Source organism: Anaerotignum sp., assembly GCF_031981185.1.
GTDB lineage: Bacteria > Bacillota > Clostridia > Lachnospirales > Anaerotignaceae > Chakrabartyella.
The window spans coordinates 111,044-134,845 of the sequence record NZ_DALYUL010000007.1; the positions used below are offsets into that span (position 1 = coordinate 111,044).

Annotated in this window: 21 protein-coding genes and 1 other annotated feature; of the genes, 8 read left to right on the forward strand and 13 right to left on the reverse strand. The window is 38.6% G+C overall.

Translation table 11 applies throughout. The annotated features are described in order from the left end of the window. Nucleotides 1-120: 120 nt before the first annotated feature. From RTK36_RS05765 to RTK36_RS05780, 4 genes are all read right to left on the reverse strand, one after another. The gene (locus RTK36_RS05765; RefSeq protein WP_312045165.1) at nucleotides 121-930 is read right to left on the reverse strand and encodes a transporter substrate-binding domain-containing protein; all 810 of its coding nucleotides are present in this window, start codon (nucleotides 928-930) and stop codon (nucleotides 121-123) included. A gap of 279 nt (nucleotides 931-1,209) precedes the next feature. Beyond that, the gene (locus tag RTK36_RS05770; protein ID WP_312045166.1) at nucleotides 1,210-2,472 is read right to left on the reverse strand and encodes a chloride channel protein; all 1,263 of its coding nucleotides are present in this window, start codon (nucleotides 2,470-2,472) and stop codon (nucleotides 1,210-1,212) included. 648 nt (nucleotides 2,473-3,120) lie between these two features. After that, the gene (locus RTK36_RS05775; protein ID WP_312045167.1) at nucleotides 3,121-4,242 is read right to left on the reverse strand and encodes an aminopeptidase; all 1,122 of its coding nucleotides are present in this window, start codon (nucleotides 4,240-4,242) and stop codon (nucleotides 3,121-3,123) included. Between the two features lie 9 nt (nucleotides 4,243-4,251). Next, entirely contained in the window at nucleotides 4,252-4,773 is a 522-nt protein-coding gene (locus RTK36_RS05780; RefSeq protein WP_312045168.1) for a cysteine hydrolase family protein, read from the reverse strand. A 181-nt stretch (nucleotides 4,774-4,954) separates the two neighbouring features. Then, nucleotides 4,955-5,157, forward strand: a binding site (T-box leader). A gap of 259 nt (nucleotides 5,158-5,416) precedes the next feature. Here RTK36_RS05780 and proS point away from each other — a divergent pair. Then, nucleotides 5,417-6,853 carry a proline--tRNA ligase gene (gene proS / locus RTK36_RS05785; protein WP_312045169.1) on the forward strand — a complete coding sequence of 479 codons (1,437 nt, stop codon included), beginning with the start codon at nucleotides 5,417-5,419 and terminating at the stop codon, nucleotides 6,851-6,853. A 47-nt stretch (nucleotides 6,854-6,900) separates the two neighbouring features. Here proS and RTK36_RS05790 read toward each other — a convergent pair whose 3' ends face one another. Continuing rightward, entirely contained in the window at nucleotides 6,901-7,173 is a 273-nt protein-coding gene (locus tag RTK36_RS05790; protein ID WP_312045170.1) for a hypothetical protein, read from the reverse strand. Nucleotides 7,174-7,411: 238 nt separating this feature from the next. Between RTK36_RS05790 and RTK36_RS05795 the strand changes: the two genes are divergently transcribed. Genes RTK36_RS05795 through RTK36_RS05805 form a run of 3 tightly spaced genes read left to right on the forward strand, consistent with a single transcriptional unit; the run spans nucleotide 7,412 to nucleotide 9,349 of the window. Beyond that, a complete protein-coding gene (locus RTK36_RS05795) occupies nucleotides 7,412-7,696 on the forward strand; it encodes a UxaA family hydrolase (protein ID WP_312045171.1) in 285 nt (94 codons plus the stop codon). Nucleotide 7,697: 1 nt separating this feature from the next. Continuing rightward, nucleotides 7,698-8,861 (forward strand): UxaA family hydrolase, encoded by a 1,164-nt coding sequence (locus RTK36_RS05800; RefSeq protein ID WP_312045172.1) that lies wholly within the window; start codon nucleotides 7,698-7,700, stop codon nucleotides 8,859-8,861. 20 nt (nucleotides 8,862-8,881) lie between these two features. Further along, nucleotides 8,882-9,349 carry a VOC family protein gene (locus RTK36_RS05805; protein WP_312045173.1) on the forward strand — a complete coding sequence of 156 codons (468 nt, stop codon included), beginning with the start codon at nucleotides 8,882-8,884 and terminating at the stop codon, nucleotides 9,347-9,349. A gap of 229 nt (nucleotides 9,350-9,578) precedes the next feature. Here RTK36_RS05805 and RTK36_RS05810 read toward each other — a convergent pair whose 3' ends face one another. Next, nucleotides 9,579-11,255, reverse strand: a complete 1,677-nt coding sequence (locus RTK36_RS05810; protein WP_312045174.1) for a methyl-accepting chemotaxis protein — start codon at nucleotides 11,253-11,255, stop codon at nucleotides 9,579-9,581. 581 nt (nucleotides 11,256-11,836) lie between these two features. Between RTK36_RS05810 and RTK36_RS05815 the strand changes: the two genes are divergently transcribed. From RTK36_RS05815 to RTK36_RS05825, 3 genes are all read left to right on the forward strand, one after another. Then, nucleotides 11,837-12,280: a MarR family winged helix-turn-helix transcriptional regulator gene (locus RTK36_RS05815; RefSeq protein ID WP_312045175.1), complete on the forward strand. Its 444-nt coding sequence runs from the start codon at nucleotides 11,837-11,839 to the stop codon at nucleotides 12,278-12,280. 99 nt (nucleotides 12,281-12,379) lie between these two features. Further along, entirely contained in the window at nucleotides 12,380-12,868 is a 489-nt protein-coding gene (locus tag RTK36_RS05820) for a permease (protein ID WP_312045177.1), read from the forward strand. After that, entirely contained in the window at nucleotides 12,865-13,416 is a 552-nt protein-coding gene (locus RTK36_RS05825) for a permease (protein ID WP_312045179.1), read from the forward strand. The genes RTK36_RS05820 and RTK36_RS05825 overlap by 4 nt, the downstream gene beginning before the upstream one ends. A 134-nt stretch (nucleotides 13,417-13,550) precedes the next feature. On the opposite strand, the gene RTK36_RS05830 is transcribed toward RTK36_RS05825, so the two are convergent. After that, on the reverse strand, nucleotides 13,551-14,798 hold the full coding sequence (locus RTK36_RS05830) for a shikimate kinase (protein WP_312045181.1): 1,248 nt from the start codon (nucleotides 14,796-14,798) through the stop codon (nucleotides 13,551-13,553). A gap of 362 nt (nucleotides 14,799-15,160) precedes the next feature. Here RTK36_RS05830 and RTK36_RS05835 point away from each other — a divergent pair, with 362 nt between their 5' ends. Beyond that, on the forward strand, nucleotides 15,161-16,765 hold the full coding sequence (locus RTK36_RS05835) for a family 10 glycosylhydrolase (protein ID WP_312045183.1): 1,605 nt from the start codon (nucleotides 15,161-15,163) through the stop codon (nucleotides 16,763-16,765). 265 nt (nucleotides 16,766-17,030) lie between these two features. On the opposite strand, the gene rsmH is transcribed toward RTK36_RS05835, so the two are convergent. The 6 genes from rsmH to RTK36_RS05865 form a co-directional block, all read right to left on the reverse strand. Continuing rightward, nucleotides 17,031-18,080 (reverse strand): 16S rRNA (cytosine(1402)-N(4))-methyltransferase RsmH, encoded by a 1,050-nt coding sequence (gene rsmH, locus RTK36_RS05840; protein ID WP_312045185.1) that lies wholly within the window; start codon nucleotides 18,078-18,080, stop codon nucleotides 17,031-17,033. A gap of 172 nt (nucleotides 18,081-18,252) precedes the next feature. Further along, entirely contained in the window at nucleotides 18,253-18,486 is a 234-nt protein-coding gene (locus RTK36_RS05845) for a hypothetical protein (protein WP_312045188.1), read from the reverse strand. 298 nt (nucleotides 18,487-18,784) lie between these two features. Then, complete coding sequence (locus tag RTK36_RS05850; protein ID WP_312045190.1) at nucleotides 18,785-21,325, reverse strand: ABC transporter permease; 2,541 nt, start codon at nucleotides 21,323-21,325, stop codon at nucleotides 18,785-18,787. Next, entirely contained in the window at nucleotides 21,322-22,005 is a 684-nt protein-coding gene (locus RTK36_RS05855; protein WP_312045192.1) for an ABC transporter ATP-binding protein, read from the reverse strand. Before RTK36_RS05855 ends, RTK36_RS05850 begins: the two co-directional genes overlap by 4 nt. 82 nt (nucleotides 22,006-22,087) lie before the next feature. After that, on the reverse strand, nucleotides 22,088-23,077 hold the full coding sequence (locus RTK36_RS05860) for a sensor histidine kinase (protein ID WP_312045194.1): 990 nt from the start codon (nucleotides 23,075-23,077) through the stop codon (nucleotides 22,088-22,090). After that, on the reverse strand, nucleotides 23,064-23,750 hold the full coding sequence (locus tag RTK36_RS05865) for a response regulator transcription factor (RefSeq protein ID WP_312045196.1): 687 nt from the start codon (nucleotides 23,748-23,750) through the stop codon (nucleotides 23,064-23,066). The genes RTK36_RS05860 and RTK36_RS05865 overlap by 14 nt, the downstream gene beginning before the upstream one ends. Nucleotides 23,751-23,802 lie beyond the last annotated feature (52 nt).

Consider the following 23,802-nt stretch of genomic DNA (forward strand, 5'->3'; position numbering starts at 1 on the left):
GGGAGACAATCCTACGATTCCCAAAGCATTTTGTTCCTCAAGTCCTTCCGCTGCTTAAAAATGACTTTGCATACAATCTGACAGGGGCCATACTTGACCCCAATCCAAGCGTATCATAAATTATTCAGCCTTGATATATTTATCAATAATCTTCTGTACTGTACCATCAGCAACAAGCTCTTTCAAAGCGCCATTTACTTTTTCAGTCAATTCGCTGTCCTTTGCGAAGCAGATTGCGTAATCTTCCACAGCGTATTCTGTGTCAAGAATTTTCAATCCTTCATTTGCTGCAACAAATGCTTTTGCAGGCTCTTTATCAATGATTACACAGTCAATTTTGCCTGTAACCAAAGACTGAACGGCATCAGCACCCTTATTATAACGGTCGATTTTGCCAAGATCTTTCTTTTCAATGTCACTGGATGCATAAATATCTCCGGTTGTACCAGTCTGAACACCAATGGTATGTTGTGCACCTGCTGCTAACAAATCATCAACGGATGTAATTGCAGAATCCTCTTTAACAATTACAACCTGAATGCCAGTTGCATAAGAATCGGAAAAATCTACACTCTCAAGACGATCAGGTGTTACTGTCATACCCGCCATACCAAAGCTTGCTTTGCCGCTTGTAACAGCTGGGATAATGGAATCAAAAGCCATATCGTCGATCTGGAAATCGTAGCCCAATTTTTCAGCAATCGCAGCACCGATTTCTGCATCAATACCAACAATGTTCTGACCTTCATGGTATTCATATGGAGGAAACTCCGCATTAGTAGCCATAATTAGGGTTTCCTTCTCACCATTTGCAGCATCTTTATCTCCCGCCGGTTGCTCCGCACCTTTAGATCCACCACAGCCCGCCAATGCAGCTGTCATTGCAAACACCATTGTTGTTGCTAAAATACCTTTCAAAAACTTTTTCATAATACCCTTCCTCCTATTTTTCCTTTTTCTATTCATACAAAGAAATATTCATTTTTACTTAAGAAATTATACTCTAAAATTGCATAAAATACAATGATATTTTTTCACTATAAAATCAATTTTAAAAATAAGTTTTTGTGCATATTGCTTTATCAGGTCACTAAAACCTCTCCAACAAAGTGAAGAAAGAACTTTTGAATTACATAAATTTCTATTAATACAGTATTGCAAATGCATATTTATTTGCATAAACATCGTATATTCATGAATTGAATGGATTTATGCTACATTTCTATCAATAAATTCTGGCTTCACTTTAGAATACATAATTTTTTGTTCACTATAAAGCCCATAGTAACCGGACAACATATAGCTTATTCCACAACAGAGCGCAAAGTAAACGATGCCTTTTGCACCGAACAACTCAATGCAAAGAAATACCGATGCAATAGGGCAATTGGTAACACCACAAAAAACAGCCGTCAGACCCATTCCAGCGGCAAACGATGGAGAAATTCCCAATAGGGGTCCTAAAACGCAGCCAAGGGTAGCGCCTATAAAAAACGTAGGAACAATTTCGCCCCCTTTATACCCTGCACCTAATGTAATTGCAGTCAGCAAGATTTTTAGAAAAAAAGCTTCTGGTCTTGCATCTCCGCTTACTGCTTTCTGAATAATATCCATGCCTGCGCCATTGTAGTCTGTAGTCCCCAAGAGCAACGTAAAACCTAGCATTAAAGCCCCGCCAACGAATGCCCTTATATATGGATTTTCTATGTACTTCCTATAAGCGTGGGAGGTTTTATCCATCACAATACAAAACAGCATACTTGCCAATGCACAACATATGCCAAGAATTCCAACAGAAAGTGCTAATTTCAACTTCAATCCTTCTGGAACACCAAGTAAAGTATATGCAACCGGGAGGAAACCTAATTTTTGAGCCAACGCCGATGCAATAAATGCGGCAATCGTAGCCGGAACAATAGCGGAATAATGCATAATTCCAACAGAAATTACCTCCATAGAAAATATAACTGCCGTCAGAGGCGTACCAAAAAGGGAAGAAAAACCAGCAGCCATACCACACATGGTGATAATTCGCTCGTCCTTCTCGTTTAGCTTAATAATTCGTCCCAGAAAAGAGGCTATGCTCCCCCCAAGCTGAAGTGCCGCCCCCTCTCTACCCGCCGATCCTCCGAAAAGATGGGTAATGATAGTGCTAAAAAAAATCAATGGAGCCATTTTTATAGAAACAGCTTCATTTTGCCTCACAGCGACCAAAATAAAATTTGTGCCACGGTCTTTTTTTATTCCCAACAAATGATACAAACCAATGATTACAAGTCCAGCAAAAGGCAGTCCCCACAATATCTTAGGGTTTTCCATTCTAATAGCTGTTACGCCCTCCAGTAACCAGTGGAATGTGATACCTATAATGCCGACAATCCCTCCAACAACACACCCGATCAACACCCATTTCACAAAAATAACCGCAATGCATTTGCAACTCACGATGTGGGTTTTTATTTTTTCCCACACAATAACCCCTCCCTCCATAAAAATACGAAAACGCTTCTGAAAACCTCTTTCATAACTTTGCAAAGATGCAGTTGAAAGAATCTGATTGAATTGAAGAAATTCATGAAAAATCCAAGACAGGAATTCACACAGTTTTCAGAAAGGCTTTAAACTCAAAGCTTAGTATACATCGTTTCTCATGGTCATTCAAGAGAAGCTTGGAAATTTATTTCACCTGAAAGGCCTTGACATGCCCCAAAAATCAGAATTTCTTTCCCTATTTCCAGTGTAAATTCCAAAAAAATTCAATATGATTTTCACTACTTTGGAATCCCTGTCTAGCCAAATCAGGACCACCAGCTTAGCTGGTGGTTTGTCCCGCCCCTATAAGGGGCTGTTACTTGCAACGCCTGAGGGCGTATTGAAAAAATACTCCTTATGCATCATACGCCCCGCTACCGTTAAAACGGTTTTAATAATTTTTTATACTTGCTATAAATTTTAGTATTACTACTCGTAAAAACAAAAGCCTTACAGCTAAAGCAAAAACCATTCCTACCACCTGCATAGCGGGTGGTTTTATCAAGCTAAAGCGAACAAAAAAAAGCTTTCTTTTGCAACTTAATTTAGATGCAAAAAAAAGCTTTTCAACTGTATTTGAGAATTAAATTACTTTACTAAAAGCTGGTCCTTAAACTTTCCATTTTCATAAAAAAGGACTCCATCAGCATAAATCTTCCCTTCTTTGGTCATATCTGTAATCATATCCCAATGAATGGCTGATTCGTTTTTACCACCGGCTTCGTGGAAAGCCTCACCAATGGCCATATGCATAGATCCGCCGATCTTCTCATCAAACAAAATATTTTTTGTATGCTGTTGTATGCCATAGTTTGTGCCAATAGCTACCTCTCCAAAATAACGAGAACCCTCATCGGTATCAATGAAAGATAAAAGCTGTCTTTCTTTTGCTTTATTCTTACAGGTAGCTTCTATAATGCGCCCATTTTCAACCGTAAGGCATACCTCTTCAAATTCATTCCCATTCATAATGGAAGGATAAGAAAAAGTAATATGTCCGTTTATGCTATCTTCCACTGGGGAAGTAAATATCTCACCATCGGGAAAGTTTTCTTGCCCACAACAATTAATCCATTTCCTTCCTGCAATGGAAACGCGAATATCTGTATCTTTGGTTAAAATGTGCAGTTCCTTTTTATCATTTAAATAGTTTGTCCATTGTTCTTGTATTTTCGCCATTTCTTCCCATTTGGCAACAGGATCCTCTTCATACAAAAAACCGGCACGGTAAACAAACTCTTCGTATTCATCTAAACTCATACCTGCATTTTGGGCATCTCCATTGGTAGGGAATTGGGTGCCGCACCAACGCAAGGAGCCATTTCCCATGCGCTCAGAATAAATCTTACGATTTTCCCGGTTGGCTAAACGTCGGTTTTTCAGCCTTTCCCCATCAACGGATTGGAAAACCTTCACGTTTTCACTGCCCCAGGCGCTAATCCATACATCACTTTTTGCGCATGCACCAAAACGTATATTTTCTCTTGCATATTGCTCTTGGGTACCATTTTTAATGATTTCCGCGTCCACTTCAGGAATATCAATATGATATTCTATCAATGCACCCTTTTTCAAAGCGGCGCGGGTTACTGCTTTCACAAAGGGTAACGCCGCCTCTTCCCCCGATATCGCAACACGGTCACCAGCTTTTACTTTGGTGGAATAGTCAACCAAAACTTCCGCCAGCTTTTCTAAACGTTCATCTCTCAAAAAAACACCTCATTTCACAGTAATTTGGCACATAGCCAAGGTTGTCAGTGCAGCCCGATGGGTTTCAGGTGTCACCCCTGCACAGCAGGAAGAATCCACGCAGATTTTCATTTCAGGCATTTTTGCTTTTAGTAAAATCGCATTAGACACAACACAAATATCAGTACAAAGCCCCACCATTTCAACTTCTATTTCTTCATTTTTTGATTCCTGATATAAAAGCTCAGCCAGTTCAACAGAGCCAAAGGTAGGCTTATCAATCACCCGCACTCCATCCAAAACCTCTGCAATCCGTTTATCCAACTGCCATCCTTCTGTGCCTCGCACACAATGAACAACCGGTAAATTTTTGCCTTCTTGGGTTTCCAGATAGTTTTCTTCATGGGTGTCTCTCGTGGCAATAATATTTTCCTTAGGATACTCACTAATTTTATTCAGTACGCAATCCACAATTTTCTGTGCTTCTTTTGTTCCTAAAGAACCATCAATAAAATCTTTTTGCATATCAATAACAAGCAATATATTTTTCATGGACATCCCCTCCAAACGTAGAATAACATTTTTAATGAATTAATCATACAACAAGCGTTCCCAAATTTCTATATGCATTTTCCCAATTATAAAGCAAGAATACGATAATTTATGGGCAAATGGGAAATTTCAAGGGAATCCCCTTGACAGAACATTTCTTTTCGGTTTATGATTATAACTGATAAAAACTGTGAAAGAGAATAGTAAAAAAGTCCATTTGGCTACAGAAAATAGGCGGTTGATGCAAGCCTTGACAAACCTTTTTGAACCCCCCTCCTGAGTTCCGCAGGGAAAATGCGGCGTAGCTTGGCGTTAACAAGACTTAAGCGGACGGATTTTTCCGTCAATGAGGGTGGCACCGCCGATTCGACCTTGGTCCCTTTTTATGGGATTAGGTCTTTTTTTGTGGAAAAAAACATCATCACAGTCTAAGGAAAGTTAAGGCAATAAACCACTTCTGTATGTAAATCTCGCTGTGCTTTTCGCCAGAAAATGGAAAGCTATGATTGATTCTTGAAATATTTGCATGCATTTTTGCACAAACTGGTCAAGAAAATCCATTTAGATGAATATACAAAGCATTGCCTAAATAAATGTATTTGACAAAACATATCTTAAATGAAAAGTGTTAGGAGGAACTATAATGGCAAAGGAAAAAAAACTGGTTGAATCCATTACCGATATGGAGTTGGATTTTCCTCAGTGGTACACTGACGTAGTAAAAAAAGCGGACTTAACTGATTATTCAACCTTAAAAGGCTGTATGATTATTCGTCCATACGGCTATGCAATTTGGGAGTTAATTCAAAAGGAGCTCGACAGACGTTTTAAGGAAACAGGCCACGAAAACGTTTATATGCCTATGTTTATACCCGAAAGTCTGCTGCAAAAAGAGAAAGATCATGTGGAAGGCTTTGCGCCCGAAGTTGCATGGGTAACCCATGGTGGTGAAACCAAATTGCAGGAGCGTATTTGTGTTCGCCCTACTTCCGAAACTCTATTTTGTGACCATTACGCAAATATTATTCAATCATATCGTGACCTACCTAAGCTTTACAATCAATGGTGCTCCGTTGTTCGTTGGGAAAAAACAACCCGTCCTTTCCTAAGAACTACAGAGTTTTTATGGCAAGAGGGTCATACTGCCCATGCCACAGCGAAGGAAGCAGAGGAAGAAACCGTTCGCATGCTTAACGTTTATGCAGATTTCTGCCATGAATATTTGGCAATTCCTGTAGTTAAGGGTGAAAAAACAGCAAAAGAGCGTTTTGCAGGAGCAAAAGCTACCTATACTATAGAAAGTTTGATGCATGATGGAAAAGCATTACAGTCAGGCACAAGTCATAACTTTGGTGATGGATTTGCCCAAGCTTTCGGAATTCAGTATACAGATAAGGATAATCAGTTGCAGTATGTTCACCAAACCAGCTGGGGTATGACAACTCGTTTAATTGGCGCATTGATTATGGTTCATGGGGATAACAGCGGTCTTGTTTTACCTCCTATGGTAGCACCTACACAGGTTATCATTATCCCCATTGCTCAGCATAAGGAAGGTGTTTTGGAAAAAGCAGAAGCTTTAAGAGCAAACCTTAGCAAAACTTGCCGCATTAAATTGGATGATACAGATAAATCTGCCGGTTGGAAATTCAGTGAATACGAAATGAAGGGTGTTCCTCTTCGTCTAGAAGTTGGCCCTAAGGATTTAGAAAAAAATCAAGCGGTTATCGCAAGACGAGATACGGGGGAAAAAGTCATCGTTTCCCTGGATGAACTGGAAGAAAAAATTCCCGCCCTACTTCAGGAAGTTCAGGATAACTTGTTGAGAAAAGCAACAGAAAGAAGAGACTCCAAAACTTATACAGCTACAAATTTAGAAGATTTCGAACGCACCTTAAACGAAACACCAGGTTTCGTAAAGGCAATGTGGTGTGGCGATCAGGCTTGCGAGGATGCAATCAAAGAAAAAACTGCCGCAACAAGCCGCTGTATTCCTTTTGAACAAGAAGAAATCTCCGATACCTGCGTTTGCTGTGGCAAAAAAGCAAAACATATGGTTTATTGGGGCAGAGCATATTAATTTTACAAACTACCCCGCCAATGCAAAGTGCATTAGCGGGGTTTCCCTTACTCTTTCAAATCTTGAATATCTTTTTCCATTTTAGTAATGGTAGCTTCAATTTCTTCAATCTGTTGGCAAAACTGAGTTAGTTCTTCAGACAATGCTATGCCCTGGCGAAATTGCTCGAAAATAATCCCACCCATTCGCTCTCTTATGGAGGAAATATTCTGTCTTTGTGCCCCTATTTTAGAATTAAGCATTCCGATTTCAACCATATCTCCAGTTTTATCTGCGGCTTTTTTTGCTATATTTCCCACCTTATCCATAAATCTAGCCATTCGTCTCCCCTCCCTTACTCTCATTTTCTATTCATTGGGTAATTCTTTTATGCATTCCATTTTTATTTTGGTAAAAAATCCTCATTCGATTGATTGAAATCCTATTGCAAGGCTTATCTTCGTGGTATATGATTAAATAATATAGTAATTTTAGGAAACAAGTACTTGGGGGGAAATTAAAACTTTGTACTGTCTTATGGTGATTTTCCTTGCCAACATACAAAAGAGGAGGATAAAAATGAACCCTATACTAAAGATTCACAAAAAAGACAATATAGGAACTTGTTTAAGGAAACTGGAAGCCCATGAAACCATTCTTTTTGATGAAATCAGCATAACCGCCACAGAGTATATTCCTCAATATCACAAAATTGCACTTACAGATATCCCGATTCACAATCCCATTTTCAAATATGGACAAATTATAGGCCTTGCCACCCATGAAATAGCACAAGGTGATTATGTACATGTTCATAATATCGAAAGCACACGAGGACGTGGGGATAAAAAGGAGGAGTGCTGATATGATGCTTATGGGTTATGCACGAGAAAATGGTACTTTTGGTATTCGAAATCATTTATTAATTATCCCTGCCTCCGTCTGTGCTGGGGAAGTGGCAAATCGCATTACCGAAAAAGTTGGGGGTATTTCCATTCCTCATCAACATGGTTGCTGTCAAATGGGTGCAGATTTTCGTCAGACAGTCCGCACCCTTACTGGCTTTGGCTGTAACCCAAATGTAGGTGCTGTTTTGGTTGTGGGACTGGGCTGTGAAGGGATACAGCCAGACCAGATCGCCCACGAAATCGAAAAAACAGGTAAACTAGTTTCCTTCATTACAATACAAGGATGTGGAGGAACAACAAAAACCGTGGAACAAGGAATTCAGATTGCATCAAAAATGGCGGGCGCCCTTTCTACTATGAAAAGAGTACCCTTCTCCATCAGCCATCTCGTTCTGGGCATGGAATGTGGAGGAAGTGATCCCACCAGTGGTATTGTTGCAAATCCTGCCATCGGCATTGCTTCGGACAGCCTTGTTTCCATGGGCGGAAGCAGTATTTTAAGCGAAACCACCGAGGTAATCGGAGCCGAGCATATTTTGGCAAAAAGATTTTCTGATAGTCAAGAGAGAGCGAAGTTTTTAGGTATGGTTTCGAATGTGGAAAAAAGAGCTTTAGACGCTGGCGAAGATTTGCGAGGTTCCCAACCAACCCCTGGAAATATTCAGGGCGGACTTAGTACCATAGAAGAGAAATCCTTGGGATGTATGCATAAGGCGGGTGATACTACCCCGTTTATGGGTGCTTTGGAATATGGAGAAACTTTTCCTTCTACAAAACCAGGTTTATACTTCATGGATACCCCGGGAGAAGATATCGATTCTATTACAGGCATGGTTGCAGGTGGTGCTCAACTAATTGTTTTTACCACTGGACGGGGAACACCCACAGGGTGCCCCATCGCTCCTGTCATTAAAATCACAGGAAATCCTGAGACATATTGCAATATGGAGGAAAACATAGATATCAACGGTGGAAAAGTAATTCTTGGAGCGTGCAATCTTGACTCCGTTGGCAAAGAAATTTTTGAGAAGATGATTTCTGTTGCAAATGGAGAATTGACCAAAGCGGAGAAACTGGGCCACAATGAATTCGGAATTTATCGCATCGGCTATACATTTTAGTACTTTAGGAGGTCCTGTTCATGAAATTTAAAAGTCCATTACTTGTGGTATCAAATTTGGAGGAATCAAAACGATTTTACACGGAAATTTTAGGCCTACGGGTTGTTATGGATTTTGGAGCAAACGTGACCTTAACCGGGGGAATTGCGCTGCAAACAAAAGATTCTTGGATCTCTTTCATTGGTGGCAAGGAAGAAGCCCTTATCTTTGGGAACAAAGTGACGGAATTGTACTTCGAAGAAGACGATTTTGATTCCTTTGCAGAAAAAATAGAAACTTGCAAAGAGGTATCCCTTGTGCATCCTGTAAAGGAGCATAGCTGGGGACAAAGAGTGATACGCTTTTACGATCCTGATAAGCACATCATTGAAGTTGGCGAGAATTTGAAGTCCGTTTGTTTCCGCTTTTTAAAGATAGGGCTTACAAAAAGCGAAATCGCAGTACGAATGGATGTTCCTTTAAAATTAGTAGAAAGACTATTAAAGTAACTGGGCACCCTTTACCCATAGCGTTGAAAAAGCTCCCGCAGTTCATCAATAAAGATAGAACACGGGAGCTTACTCTATGGTGATTTCATTTTTGTTTGAAACCAAAAATGAAATCATATTAAGAGACAAATTTAATTTCACTTACTTTAAATCCGTGGTATTTTAATTCTTTCACTGTAGCAAAAAGTTTTCTGTAACCCACTTCGTACCATATCATATTCCAATGAATTTATTTTAATTTAAAATTAGAAATTTGACTTTGCAGTATTTGAGCCTGACCTGAAAGTTCTTCGCTGGAGGCAGCGCTCTCTTCTGCTGTGGCAGAATTTGTCTGAACCACACTGGCAATTTGTTCAACCCCAACATTAATTTGCTCGGTTGCTTCTGCTTGCTGTTGAGAAGTTTCTGCTATCTCCTGAACAAGTACGATAACTTGATTACCCTTTTCATCAATTTTATTTAGGGACTCTCTCACTCTATCCACCAGTTTGGTTCCATTGTTGACAGCAATAATGGTATTATCAATTAATGTTGTGGTATTCTTCGCAGCCTCTGCACTCTTACCGGCCAAATTTCGCACCTCATCCGCAACAACAGCGAATCCCTTCCCCGCTGTACCCGCACGGGCAGCCTCAACAGCGGCGTTCAAAGCGAGGATATTCGTTTGGAAAGCGATATCGTCAATAGCACGAATAATTTTTTGCACTTCATTCGAAGTATTTGTAATTTCATCCATAGCAATAACAAGATTTTGCATTTGCTCATTTCCTAAGTGAATTTCATCTGTGGTCTCTTTCATATTTTCATAAACTTGCTTTGCACCATGGGCATTTTGTTTAATGCGTTCTGAAATTTCGGCAATGTTGGATGCCAACTCCTCAATGGCACTTGCTTGTTCTGTGGCTCCCTGGGACAAAGACTGTGCACCAGAGGATACTTGATCTGCGCCTATAGAAACCTCCTTTGAAGAAATCTTGATCTGGGTGAGGGTTTCGTTCAACGCAGCAATAATCTGCTCCATGGCAAGTTTAATTGGATAAAAATCGTTTTGATAATCAATATCCACCTGTACCGTCATATCTCCATCAGCCATATTCCCAAGAACATGAGAAATATTAGGAATATAACGATTTAAGTTTTCAATCAAAGTACGAATACTGTTGGCTAAAGAACCAACCTCATCTTTAGATTCATATGTAACCACTGCATTCAAATTGCCCTCTGCCAATTCCTTCGCTGCAGCCTCAATGTCTGCCAAAGGTTTGCGAATGCTATTGATAATGTATAGTCCCATAAGTATTGCAAGGAAAGAACTGGCTCCAAACAATATAAAAATGATCATTGTAACAAGTTTTGCAGATTTTTCCGACTTAAGATAAAAATTATTTGCTGTTTCTGTTGCGATATTGTTAACTTCATCTGCCAACTCTTGTGCTTTCCTTGAAGCCGGAACATATTCCTCATTAATAATTTGTCTGGCTAACTCAATGTTATTCGCATAAGCCGCGGCCTGTATTCTTTCACGTATTTCCGCTCTTTTGGGAGTATCTGCCACAATTTGTGCCAACTTATCTTTCCCTTCTTGCTGAATCAGTACATCATCTAGTTCTGCCAATAAATTTTCTAAATTTGCAACTCTAGAATCTAAGTCTGTATCCCATGCTTTCAATTTTTCCGGGTCTATCTCAATAACCATATATGCTAAATCCGCTTGTATTCCTTGAATTTCACTTCTGACTGTCTGGGTATAGTTTGTTGAGTGAAATGGTTTGTTGTAAAAACCCGTAAAATCATTTCTAATAGAATATATCCCCAAAAAAACTGCACAAAGTACCGTAACAATATTTAATACAATTACTATTCCAAACGAAATGCTCAATTTCTTTCCAATGCTAAAATCTTTCATACTATCAGTCGCCCTCTCTTGTCTTTTCCTTCGTATTTCCCCATTAGTTTTATCAATTACATACGCTATAACATCTTTTAATTGCTTTATGTAATTCTATTTTTTTAATATACTTGTTCATAAAATTATAGTCAATATTTTTTTAGAAGAATATGTCGAATATTGTTAAATTATCCAACGTTAACTTGCTTTTCAGCTCAATAATTCACATATCGTGATATAACTTTTACTTACTCAAAATATTTATTGTAAAACATTTACATTAATTTATTTTTTGTGCTCTTTTTAAAGGCAATCACCTTTTTTATTTATAGTAATTATTACGATATTTAAAATGCTCATGACATTAAGAATTTCTATGTTCTCGTGATTCTAAATAAACGTAGATATTAACACAGATAACATTTTAATGGACTATACTTAATTTTTTAAAGATAAATTAAGTTACCGTCAGAGCAAAAGTTATTTAAATAAAACTTCTTGATAAAATCAATCAAAAATGATAAATATTTATGTTGAAATATTATAAAGGTACCTGTATAATATGACTATGAATTTATAAAGCAGAGAAGGGACCCTATATGCAAAACAATTTGGAATTAATGGATCAATTTTTTCTAGTCAATCGTTTGATGCATCGCTATCATCATCGGAAGAATCGAATTGCTCAAAAGGAATCATTTCAAGGACAAGGACGTGTTTTATCCCTTTTGCTCCATAATCCTGGTATTCGACAAAAAGAGCTGTCGGATTGGCTGGATATACGCTCTCAGTCTATAGGGGAAATTATTTTGAAACTGGAGCTAAATGGTTATATCACCCGTACCCCTAGTGAAAAGGATCGGCGATCCATGTGTATCTACTTAACAACAGAAGGGGAAACGGCAGCAAGATTCATGGATAAAAACATTCAAGAAGCCGTAAAAGTCTTTGATTGCTTGAGTGATGATGAAAAAAATAACTTGCATCAATATTTGTTTCGCATTGTAAGTAAGCTTGAAAATATAACAAAGGAGGATGCCTGAAAGATATAAGTTTTTAAAAATGGATATTAAATTAATACTGTACACTGCATTTTTGTTGCAGTAACTTCAAATCAATTCCTTTTCGTATGGAGATAAACTATGGATATTCAAACCTTTTTATTTTATTTTGCAGCAATCTTTGCACTTATTTTTTCCTTTGTGAAGGACAAAAAAAAATCCAAGCTTGCATTAAAAAAAGCTTGGAAATCTTTTGAGAATATTCTTCCTCAGGTTTTATCTTTGCTTGTAATAGTGGGAATTCTACTTGCAATTGTAAATACAGATGTTATATCCCAGTTAATTGGTGAAAATTCAGGATGGTTGGGTGTAGTATTGGCAGGCTCCGTTGGGGCGATAACACTCATTCCCCCTTATGTTGCCTTCCCTACGGCAGCTCTGCTAATTGATGCAGGTGCCGGATATATGCAGATTGGGGCATTTATTTCTTCCCTCATGATGGTGGGTCTGGTCACAATACCAGTAGAGACAAAGTTTTTCGGTAAAAAGCTCACGTTTTTAAGAAATTTATATGCTTTTATCTTCTCGTTTTTTGTTGCAATTATAATTCGTTTGGTGGTGGGTTCATGATGAAAAAAGTTCTTATGCTTCTTAAAAGATATCGCCTCTTTCTTTTCAGCTTGGTTTTATTAGGCATTCTGACCCTATTCAAACCACAGGTTGGAATAAAAAGTGCAGGCATCACCCTTTTTCAGTTGACGCAAATGCTTTTGGTAGTACCCCCTGTCTTTGTTTTATTAGGGCTACTGGATGTTTGGATCCCCAGAGAAACTATGGTGAAATATATGGGAGAAAATTCAGGACTAAAAGGAATGTTTCTAGCCTTTATTATCGGCTCCTTTGCGGCAGGACCCCTTTACGGAGCGTTTCCCATTGCTTCAGTCTTTATGAAAAAAGGTGTGAAATTTACGAATCTAATGATTTTTATTGGCGCTTGGTCTACCACGAAAATTCCTATGTTGATGTTTGAGATGACATACATGGGGATGAAATTTGCCTTGACCCGCCTTGCTGTGGATATCCCAGGGATCATTTTCATAGCGTTTACTCTAAATCGCTCCCTCTCAAAAAAAGAGGTGGAAGAAATATATAAAACCGCTGAATCCCTGGATGCGTAAGAAATAAAAAAATCACACATAAAGTGTGATTTTTTTTGTAATTAATGACAACTGCAAATAAATAGAAAATAGTTATTAATGGCAAGGATAATCATTGCATACGTATATACCTTATGATATTTCTTCTTAAGCATTTAATTTAGTAATTGATTATATTTTTCCAAAAGCTCCTGAAGTCCGTCTTCAGCAGTTTTGTTGTTGTGGCAAACAATCTCAGCAGCCTTTTCATATAATGGCAGACGCTGCTGATATAAACGAGCAGTGGCTTCTGCATCTGGCGCCAAAGGTCTCCCGTTGCCGCTCTCCAATAGAGAAACTTCTCTCTTAATCCATAGAATTCGGCCGTTTTGCTTTAAGTCACCAATGTTTCGCTCATTCTTGATTACACCGCCCCCTGTTGCAATAACAAGCCCGTTTTTTCCAGAAAACTTCTGAACCATATCTCTTTCTATATGACGGAATGCAGGCTCACCCATTTTTGAAAAATACTCTTTGATTGGCATACCAATTTCCTTTATAATTTCTTCGTCAATGTCCACAAAAAATTTTCCCAAACGTTCAGCTGCCATCTTGCCCAAGGTAGTTTTTCCGCAACCACTCATTCCAATGAGAACAAGATTGCTTCTCTCTTCCAATAAAGCCGTATATAAATTTTGAATCAAAATACTCTCCATTTTTTTGCCCAAGAAAATTTCCACTGCACATTTTGCCTGTCCAATGAGCATTTCTAAGCCCCCTACCGCAGTCACCCCTTTGGATAGTCCATCCAAAACAAATTTCGTCCGCAGCGGATTGTATACAACATCCACCACTGCTTCTAAACTATCAAAGCCATTTAAATCAATGGGACTATCCTCCGTATTAGGATACATTCCAACAGGCGTGGTGTTGATAATAATTTGTGCATCCCTATGGCTTTCATAACACACTTGGTAGTTAATCGTTTCTACATTTTCTTTATAATACACAGTAAGAACCTCTTCAGCCCCCATATCTTTCACAACAGAAATGCAGGCTTTTGACGCCCCTCCCTTACCCAAAATTAAGACTTTTTTCCCCTTTGGGTCTACTTTGTGCTTCATTAACATATAGCGAAAACCATCATAGTCCGTATTATAGCCGTAAAGTTTGTTGCCCCTATGAACAACTGTATTCACCGCCCCGATTGCTGCCGCCTTAGGGTCAATACTATCCAAATATGGTATAACAAGTTCTTTATATGGAATTGTGACATTTATTGCATGAAAATCCCTTTGCTTCATGAAATTATGAAAAGCTTCATGAGAAAGAGGAATTAAATCATAAGTATAATCTGCCAATTGTTCATGTATGATTTTGGAAAAACTATGTCCAAGTTTTTCTCCAATTAAGCCATATCTCATTAAAAATGCACCTCACATCCTTAGATATTCTCCTATGGTAATACACCTGCCAAAAATATGCAACTTATTTATAAGGTTTTTTAGTCAAAAAAATCATTTTAAATATTTTAAACTCTCTCAGATTATATCAAATTTTATTGACTGTATAAATGGTAGATAAACAAGATAAATTTAGATTTTATTATATGAAAAAAATCAGTTTCAACTGCAATTTTAGTACCATCATATACCAGTCCTTTGTAATATATTCTTAATGGCAAAATAGGAAAAAATATGTTAGAATAGGTAAAAACGGCAATATTGGTAAATTAATATGGGAATTGGAAAAAAGGGTAATACTTGTAAATTAATAGGAGAATGAGATGAAAAAGTGGTTGAAAAAATTTGGAGCAGCCTTACTAACAGTAACAGTGTTAGCAGGCAACGTAAATTGCGTAACGGCTTTTGCCGCTGGCTCAAAGGATTTTCGTGGTGTGTGGATTTCAACGGTGTACAGTGCTGACTATCCCTCGGTTCAAAACAATATCAACGATCAAAAAACTGAATACACCCAAAAATTGGATAAGCTGAAAGCCATAGGGGTTAATGCAGTTGTGGTTCAAGTTAGACCGAAAGGCGATGCTTTTTATGAATCGGATTTAAATCCTTGGAGTGCAGTTTTAACTGGGGTGCAGGGAAAAGATCCCGGATACGATCCGATGAAATTTATGATTGATGAAACTCATAAAAGAGGGATGGAATTTCATGCGTGGATGAATCCCTATCGAATTACCACCTCAGGCACCGATTTGGCGGCTTTGTCTTCAGATAATATGGCTAGAATGCATCCTGATTGGATTATAACCTATAATGGTGCCATGTATTATAACCCTGCAAAAACAGAAGTCAAAGAATACATCCGAGATACTGTTGCTGAGGTTGTGAAAAACTATAATGTAGATGCAATCCATTTTGATGACTACTTTTACCCCACAAACTATCCTCTTGCGGAAGGTCAAACAAGAGACGGTGCAGAAGCAAACGCACGACGTCAACATGTGAATGACATGGTTCGTATGGTTAGCGAAAAAATCAAAGAGACGAATCCAAAAGTTCAGTTTGGAATTAGCCCCTTGGGTATTTGGAAAAATAACAGTTCAGACCCTTCGGGTTCAGCAACAAATGGCGGCGAAGGCTATTATTCTGTTTATGGTGATGCTAAAACATGGGTGGAAAAAGGTTGGATAGATTATATTACGCCTCAGCTTTATTGGGAACAAGGAAATGCATATGCCGATTACCAGACCCTAGTAAAATGGTGGAGTGACTTTGTAAAAAACACAGGTGTTACCCTTTATATCGGACAAGGAATCTATAAAGATGTAGTAGCAAAGGAAGTTGCAGATCAACTTAAAGTGAATGAAGACTATAATGTAAGTGGAAGCATTTTCTTCAGCGCTAGAGATTTATTTGATGATCGCCAAGGTGCTGCGACAGCTTTAAAGAAATACTATAGTGCGGTTACTCCAACGCAGCCTACGCAACCCGAGTCACCAACAATCATCGAAAAGAAAAAGGCCTACGCAACAAAAGCAGCAATTACAGTAAACGGTGCTCCTGCAGACTTTGAGGTGTACACCATTAACGATTATACCTACTTTAAGCTAAGAGATATTGCTCATTCCATTAGTGGTACAGCTAAACAATTTGATACTGTTTGGAATAATGAAGATTCAACCATTAATTTGTTGACAGGTTTAAGTTATACCGGTACAGCAGAGACTAGTGCTGTTGCGAAAGATACAACGGCAATTACATCTACTGCAAAACTATTTTTGGATGGCAATCAAGAAAATGTTAGCGCGTTTACAATTAACGATTACACATACTATAAACTTAGAGATGTTGCAAAACTTTTAGATGTAGGTGTGACTTGGGATGACAAAACCTCTACCATAGGAATTGACACTACAAAATCCTACAAATAAAATCTCGGCTTTAAATACCGATTCTTATGTAAGTACCCTAATACCTATATTATAGGCAGAGACATATAAATGAACTACACCCCTAAAGTTAGACAGTATGGTATACTGGAAATAACTTTGGGGGTGTTTTTATGGGGAAGGCAACGATTTAGCAGAATCCTTCTACCATCACTTAGCGAAACCAACGACTTTTATACATAATTTATGCATTCGTTCGTTTCGCTTTATTCCTTGATTTACTTAGCAATTTTGTAAATGAATCATATCAAGCTTTGATTGCCCATCTCATTTTTGCAGAACGAGCACGACTATTCCTATTGCATTCTTCTGCACTGGGCCTGATAACCTCTGTCGAAACTTCACGATATACCCCATCCTGCAATAATCTTTTGAAAGATTTTTTTACCATTCTATCTTCTCCCGAATGGAAAGTTAATATGGCAACACGCCCACCTTTGGCAAGAACATTGGGCAGTTTTTCTAAAAACTCAAATAACACTTCAAATTCATTGTTGACATCTATTCTTAGTGCTTGGAATGTTCTTTGACATGATTTCTTAATCACTTCTTTTCTTTCATCGGCGGGTAAAAATTGCAGAGCATCTCCAATTACTTGTTGCAACTTTGTAGTGGTAGATATATCTTCACCCCTTTCAGTTCTTGAAACAATGGCTTTGGATATTATTTCTGCATATGGTTCATCTGAATTTTCAAATAGCATCCCTTCTAATTCTCTCTGACTAATGGTTTTTAGCCGTTGTGCTGCAGAAATACCTTTTTCAGGATTCAGTCTTAAATCCAAAGGCCCCTCTTTTTTAAAAGAAAAACCTCTGTTCGGATTATCTATTTGCATGGAAGAGACACCTAAATCTGCTAATACAAAATCAAACAAACCTGCCTCTGAAGTAACTTCATCCACATTAGCAAAATTCAGATTCTTCGTCGTTAATATTTCAGAGCCATACCCTAAATTTGCTAATCTCTCAGTTGTTTTGGCAATTTCAATGGGGTCCACATCAAGGGCAAACAAATGCCCCCTCCCCTCCAAACATTTTAGCATTTCTTGGGTGTGTCCGCCATAACCCAATGTTGCATCTAAGCCCGTTTGTCCCGGCTTAATCTTCAAAAAGTCCATGATTTCTTTCACACATATAGGGATGTGCATGCCGGCAGGCGTATTCCCTTTTTGAATGACTTTTGCTACAGTATCACCATATTTTTCCGGTTGAAGCTCCTTATATTTTTCATTATAGTTACGGGGATGAGCACCTTTATATCTAACACGCCGCTTGTGTTCCTTTTCTTGATTTTCCATGAAAAACGCTCCTTTTGCTTCCTTATTATTTTACTTTATTTAAGTTTTTCCTATTCACAAAAAAAGAGCCAAATGAATCCTCAGCTCTTTTCATCATAACATACTGTGAATTGCAAGTATAACACAACAATCCCTAATTAAGGGAAATCAAAAAAAAATATTGCTGAACCTTTTAAATCGTGGAGTCATAAAAAACCGCATCATCCTCAATATCAAAAGCTCCTTCGTCATTGCCAACCATAAAGGTACCATGAACAGCAAGTCCATTGAAAAATTTCACAATACAATCACCATTTTCACGGGGAAATTGTCCAGTGTTTGCATCATATAAATCAAAATTGCTCATAAAATGTTTCTTTTCATCCAATGACAAGCTACCCCAAGTACGACCCAAAAAATTTTCCATATATGTACTCCCTTTCTCATAAATTATCCTATTACTTGTACATTCATTAAACTATGCAACATGTGGTTTTGTCAAGAAAAAGGAATAAAACCCTTGTTTCAATTATAATTTAATCAACTTGTATAAACGATTCGTGGTTCAAATCATATAGAAAATTTTGTACCATCACATAAAAGAGCTTCTAACCTAAATTTATAGAAGCTCTTTTATATAGAACAATGGGAAATTTACCTGTTAGAAATAGGTGAGGAACCAGAACTCAAATTAATAAAGCTTCTTTCTATTTATCGATTTCTCATCAAGTCATATCATCCCGAAGTGCATCAATTATATTTTCTTTTTTTATCTTTTTAATTGCATAGAGCATGGTGATAAATACAATAAAAAGCACACCAAACACGCTGATCGTCATACTCTTCCACGGGAATACATATTCAATGTTCCCACCACCAATTACCATGCCTCTATAAATCAGATAAGAAAGGATCCCTGAGAGGGGTAGCCCCCAGAGCATTGTTCGCCCACCGTAAAGAACACATTCAAAGCACATCATCTTATTGAAATCCTTATCTGACATTCCCACAGAGCGGAGCATGGCAAGCTCTCGTTTTCGCAACTTAATATTGGTTGAAATTGTGTTAAAAACATTGGCAATGCCAATGAGTGTAATCATGGCAATAAAAACAGCGGAGAACAGGTTCACAACAAATGATAAATTACGGTTTTGCTCCAATATCTCATACAAATTGTATAAATTATAATATGGGGTAATTTGTGCCCCCGCAATCATCTTTTTCATCGCCGCTGTAGATCTTCCAGGGTTTTCCGATTGAAAGGTCATGCCAAGTTTCGTCGGTTTTACCGTATTATCTAGGGCATCAAACTGTGGTTTCACTTCATAAGGGGCAATTATCATCAGTGTATATCCAGACCAATCACCTGGATCCGACGGCAGTAAATCAGGATAGTCTTTTACAAAGGTAGCACGGAGATTTTTTGCCTGTCCTCCATTTTTGGAGGGTAATGTAAATTCCATAGGCTGTTGCTGGGTATACCAATGTAGGGGGAGTATTCCTGCCATAATCATATTTTGATCCTGCCCAGAGTACTCTGTCTGGGATATTCCAAGCCCTCTCAGTAGATTTTCATAAACTTCGTCCTCAACAAACTGAACATCCAACTGTACTTCAACTGTTTCACTAGTCCCATCATAACCAATAAGATCACCAAACTCATTCAAAAATGTTTTGGTCAATTCACTTACTTTGAGCTCACATGAATAAGTTGAAAGAGCCTGATATGCACTCTCAGTAACGCCATCAGCAGTTTTCAACTGATCATAAAGTTGAAACATATCGCCTTCCGCCATATCCCTTGTGTAAAAACAGATATCGTAGTCCTCAGCGACCATAGAGGAACCCTCCCCTATCTGATTTAAATAGGCTCCAAAAGAATTTGCCGTAACAAATAACACAACGCTTAAGGTTAGAGACAGAATAATACTACGATAACGGCGTTTGTTTCTTTTAAAATTTTTCAGTGCAAGAATTTCTTCCAAACCATAAAAGTGCTTAGCAAACTTTGAGATTTTTAATGCTTTCTCTTCCACCTTCACTTCATTTGTTTGGCGGATGCATTCCATCACTGGAGTTCTAGCCGCCTTCTTTGCCGGAATATAAGCCGAAATGAAAATAGTAATTAGACTAATCACTGCAGCCCCAATAAGAACAGGAATGGACAGCACCAAGTTCAAGGGTACAGTATCATACATTGCATTTGCGAAATTCATTGCCACAAGGGACAGAACAAGCCGAATGCTGGGAATGCCAACCAAAATTCCTAGTGGGATGCCCACCACTCCCACGCAAAGACCTTCAAATAGCACGGAATTACGTAGCTGTTTTTCCGTAGCACCCACTGACATGAGAATTCCAAACTGGTGCATCCTTTCATTCAATGAGATATTGAATGAATTATAAATTAAAAATACTGACCCCAACATAACCAAGGCAACCAAAATTCCCGCAATGGAATATAGAAGAACAGTAACCATTTTCTCTCCTGAAAGGCCCATAAAACGCAATACATCATCATTCAAAACATGACTGTAATGATCGGAAATACTATCTTCATAAGCATGCACCTGATATGGATTTTTCAGAGTTATAAATATGGTAAAGCTATCTGATGGGGTTGCATCCGCTGTAGTGATAATTGTATAGCCCGGTGCAGCATATTCCTCTATTGCTGGTCTTTGACAGATGCCCACAACTGTATACGTTTTCTGTGTTTTAGATACAAGGGTTTCTTCTCCTGCACAAAAGGCGTCGTGCTGACTCAGTTTTTGGTCTCCCTTTATGCGGTCGCCTACGGGGAGGTTAAGTGTGTCCCCCACCAAAATGTTCACGCCACCGTTTGCTCCAATATGAGCAGGTATCATCACCTCACTGCTATTCTCTGGCAATCTGCCTGAAATCAGTTTTATAGGCAAGTCTTTTAAGGCTTCTTTGTTCCATCCTGTTACAAAAAGGTAAGGCTTATCAGGATTTCGTCCTCCATCCAAAGGGGCATATCCAATGTTTTGTAGTGCAACAACACTTTTCACACGACTATCCTTTGCTTGTTCAGACAAAAAGGTGGAATCCCCATTGGGTATTGCAATATGCCAACTACCATATTTGACTGCTGCACCGTTTATCATATAGTTTTGCAAAGATATTGCAAAAGTAGCCACTGACGTAATCATTGCCGCTGACAAGATAACCCCAACAATTGTAACTAAGGTTCGGGTACGGCTTTTTTTCAAGCTTTTTAGGGTAATTTTATGAAAGATATTCATGACCGCACCCTCTCATCTCTGGCCACTTTGCCGTCTGATATACCGATAATACGGTCTGCTTGTAAGGCAATATTTTCGTCATGGGTAACAAGAATTAGTGTCTGCCCATATCTTTGATTGCTTTCTTTCAGTAGTTTAATGATCTCATGGCCATTTCGACTATCTAAACTACCCGTTGGCTCGTCTGCAAGCATAACTGCCGGCGCATTCATCAAAGCCCGTCCAATGGAAACACGTTGCTGCTGTCCCCCTGAGAGCTGATTGGGTAAATGGTTTTTACGCTCTTGCAATCCAAGCATTTCTAACAAATCATTCAGCCGTTGTTTGTTAATCATTCTCTTATCCATTAGGATCGGTAACGTAATGTTTTCAACCACATTTAAAGTAGGAATAAGGTTATGGAACTGGTAAATCAATCCCACCTGCCGCCTGCGAAAAATAGCCAATTTTTCGCTGCTTTGGTCATAAATATCCTGGCCCTCCAAATATACTTTTCCGCCTGTAGGCACATCTACTCCGCCAATACTGTGAAGCAACGTAGATTTACCTGAACCCGAGGAACCAATAATTGCTGTAAATTCTCCCTTTTCAATGGTAAGGGAAACATGATCAAGGGCAATAACTTGATTTTCACCCTTTCCATAAATCTTAGATAAATTATCAACTTTCAAAAACTCCATTATGTGAGTCTCCTTTCTCATGGTTTACCCATATAATAGAACCTTCAACTTACATTTGCGTGACTTTTAAGTGACAGATTTGTCACTTTGGGAAGCGAAGGATAAAGGCCGCCCCTCCCTGAGGGTGGTTTTTCGCCGCAATTGTCCCTCCCTGACGTGTTATAATCATTTTGCAAAGAGCCAATCCAATCCCATTTCCTGTTGCATTTGTATTTTTCCCTCGATAAAATCTGTCAAATAGACATGGTAAATCTTCCGTCTCGAAGCCTTCACCACTGTCGTGAATGACAATCTGCGTAAACAATGGGTTGTCAGTGCAGGTTATCTCGATCCTTCCATTATCCCCTGTACTTTCCAAGCAATTTTTGATAATATTTTGGATTGCTTCTGAAAGCCATCCTTCGTCTCCCTGGATCCACATGCCCTTTTGCACATCTATTTGTAAATCAATATTGTGCAATTCCATGGTGATTAAGAAGGGGCGAAGGGCTCCACAAATCAACGGATTTATCTCTATCTGTTCCCTTTGAAATATAACAATGCCCGCATCCAATCGGGATATTTTCAACAGTGAAGTAATCAGCCAATCCATCCGCACTAGCAAATCCTCAGCTTCTCTTAGAAACGCTTTTCTCTGGGTTTCATCAGGGTTGTTGTTTAGCAAAGACAAAATAAGGTTCACAGATGTAAGAGGGGTTCGTAGTTGGTGGGCTATATCCGCCAAAGAATCAGCAAGATGCTCCTTTTCCTTTTTTAAACCTTGGTTTTGCTCCCGAATACGAGACGTCATTTTTGTAATCTCGCTGTGCAAAATGGATAACTCTCCCTCATCTGATTCACCAATAAAAAATTGTTCAGCATTATGTAACACAAGGTCGATTTGATGTGAAATTTCAGAAATCTTCTTGTACCTGTTTTTTGTAAATATGAAAAAAGCTGCGCCAACGGCTATGGAATAAACGATGGCAAGAATGCCTGCCTCCTTGTTCATTATAAAGCCTACTATTACAGCAATGGCAGCAATCAAAAAATACAAAATTGAAAACTGTCGAAACTCTCTATTTCGCAGCATCCTCATCCCCCAATCTATACCCTGTACCACGAACAGTCAAAATAATTTTTGGACTTGCCGGGTCGTTCTCTATCTTCTCCCGCAAACGTTTAATATATACCGTCAATGTATTATCAGTGACAAATTCCCCTGCAGCATCCCATAATTCGTCAAGGAGTCTAGACCTTGTGATTATGCTTTTGGGGTTGCTTACGAACAGGAGGAATAAGCGATATTCTAAAGCTGAAAGAAAAATTTCATCTCCGTTTTTTGTTACAACCCCTCTTGCTGTATCAACACAGAGGTTCTGAATTTCAAAATCCCCCCCACTACGTTCACCATTGCGCAAAGCCCTTCTAATTCTTGCAATTAGTTCTCGGGGACGAAAAGGTTTGGTAATATAGTCTTCCGCACCCATGTTCAGCCCAGTAACAACGCTCGCCTCATCACCTGAAGCCGTTAAGAAAATAATAGGTATATCTCCTTTTTCTTTGACTTCAGTATAAATTGTAAAACCATTTCCGTCAGGCAAAGAACTATCTATCAACGCCAATTCAAATTTATTTTCTGAAATTGTGGCAAGGGCTTCTTTGCGTGAAGCCGCATGAATGACTTTAAAACCCTCAGATTGTAGTAAAAGCATAAGGTTTTTTGCAATGGCTGTGTCATCCTCCACCAAAAATATGCGTTTCATTCTTTTTCCCTCCATTTCTGTATGACTTATAGACAATCAAAATCACAACAGG

Coding starts and splice junctions, on each gene's coding strand:
- RTK36_RS05765 (WP_312045165.1), bottom strand. CDS start 930: ATGAAAAAGTTTTTGAAAGGTATTTTAGCAACAACAATGGTGTTTGCA.
- RTK36_RS05780 (WP_312045168.1), bottom strand. CDS start 4,773: ATGAAAAATATATTGCTTGTTATTGATATGCAAAAAGATTTTATTGAT.
- proS (WP_312045169.1), top strand. CDS start 5,417: ATGGCAAAGGAAAAAAAACTGGTTGAATCCATTACCGATATGGAGTTG.
- RTK36_RS05790 (WP_312045170.1), bottom strand. CDS start 7,173: ATGGCTAGATTTATGGATAAGGTGGGAAATATAGCAAAAAAAGCCGCA.
- RTK36_RS05795 (WP_312045171.1), top strand. CDS start 7,412: ATGAACCCTATACTAAAGATTCACAAAAAAGACAATATAGGAACTTGT.
- RTK36_RS05800 (WP_312045172.1), top strand. CDS start 7,698: ATGATGCTTATGGGTTATGCACGAGAAAATGGTACTTTTGGTATTCGA.
- RTK36_RS05805 (WP_312045173.1), top strand. CDS start 8,882: ATGAAATTTAAAAGTCCATTACTTGTGGTATCAAATTTGGAGGAATCA.
- RTK36_RS05810 (WP_312045174.1), bottom strand. CDS start 11,255: ATGAAAGATTTTAGCATTGGAAAGAAATTGAGCATTTCGTTTGGAATA.
- RTK36_RS05815 (WP_312045175.1), top strand. CDS start 11,837: ATGCAAAACAATTTGGAATTAATGGATCAATTTTTTCTAGTCAATCGT.
- RTK36_RS05820 (WP_312045177.1), top strand. CDS start 12,380: ATGGATATTCAAACCTTTTTATTTTATTTTGCAGCAATCTTTGCACTT.
- RTK36_RS05825 (WP_312045179.1), top strand. CDS start 12,865: ATGATGAAAAAAGTTCTTATGCTTCTTAAAAGATATCGCCTCTTTCTT.
- RTK36_RS05830 (WP_312045181.1), bottom strand. CDS start 14,798: ATGAGATATGGCTTAATTGGAGAAAAACTTGGACATAGTTTTTCCAAA.
- RTK36_RS05835 (WP_312045183.1), top strand. CDS start 15,161: ATGAAAAAGTGGTTGAAAAAATTTGGAGCAGCCTTACTAACAGTAACA.
- rsmH (WP_312045185.1), bottom strand. CDS start 18,080: ATGGAAAATCAAGAAAAGGAACACAAGCGGCGTGTTAGATATAAAGGT.
- RTK36_RS05845 (WP_312045188.1), bottom strand. CDS start 18,486: ATGGAAAATTTTTTGGGTCGTACTTGGGGTAGCTTGTCATTGGATGAA.
- RTK36_RS05850 (WP_312045190.1), bottom strand. CDS start 21,325: ATGAATATCTTTCATAAAATTACCCTAAAAAGCTTGAAAAAAAGCCGT.
- RTK36_RS05855 (WP_312045192.1), bottom strand. CDS start 22,005: ATGGAGTTTTTGAAAGTTGATAATTTATCTAAGATTTATGGAAAGGGT.
- RTK36_RS05860 (WP_312045194.1), bottom strand. CDS start 23,077: ATGCTGCGAAATAGAGAGTTTCGACAGTTTTCAATTTTGTATTTTTTG.
- RTK36_RS05865 (WP_312045196.1), bottom strand. CDS start 23,750: ATGAAACGCATATTTTTGGTGGAGGATGACACAGCCATTGCAAAAAAC.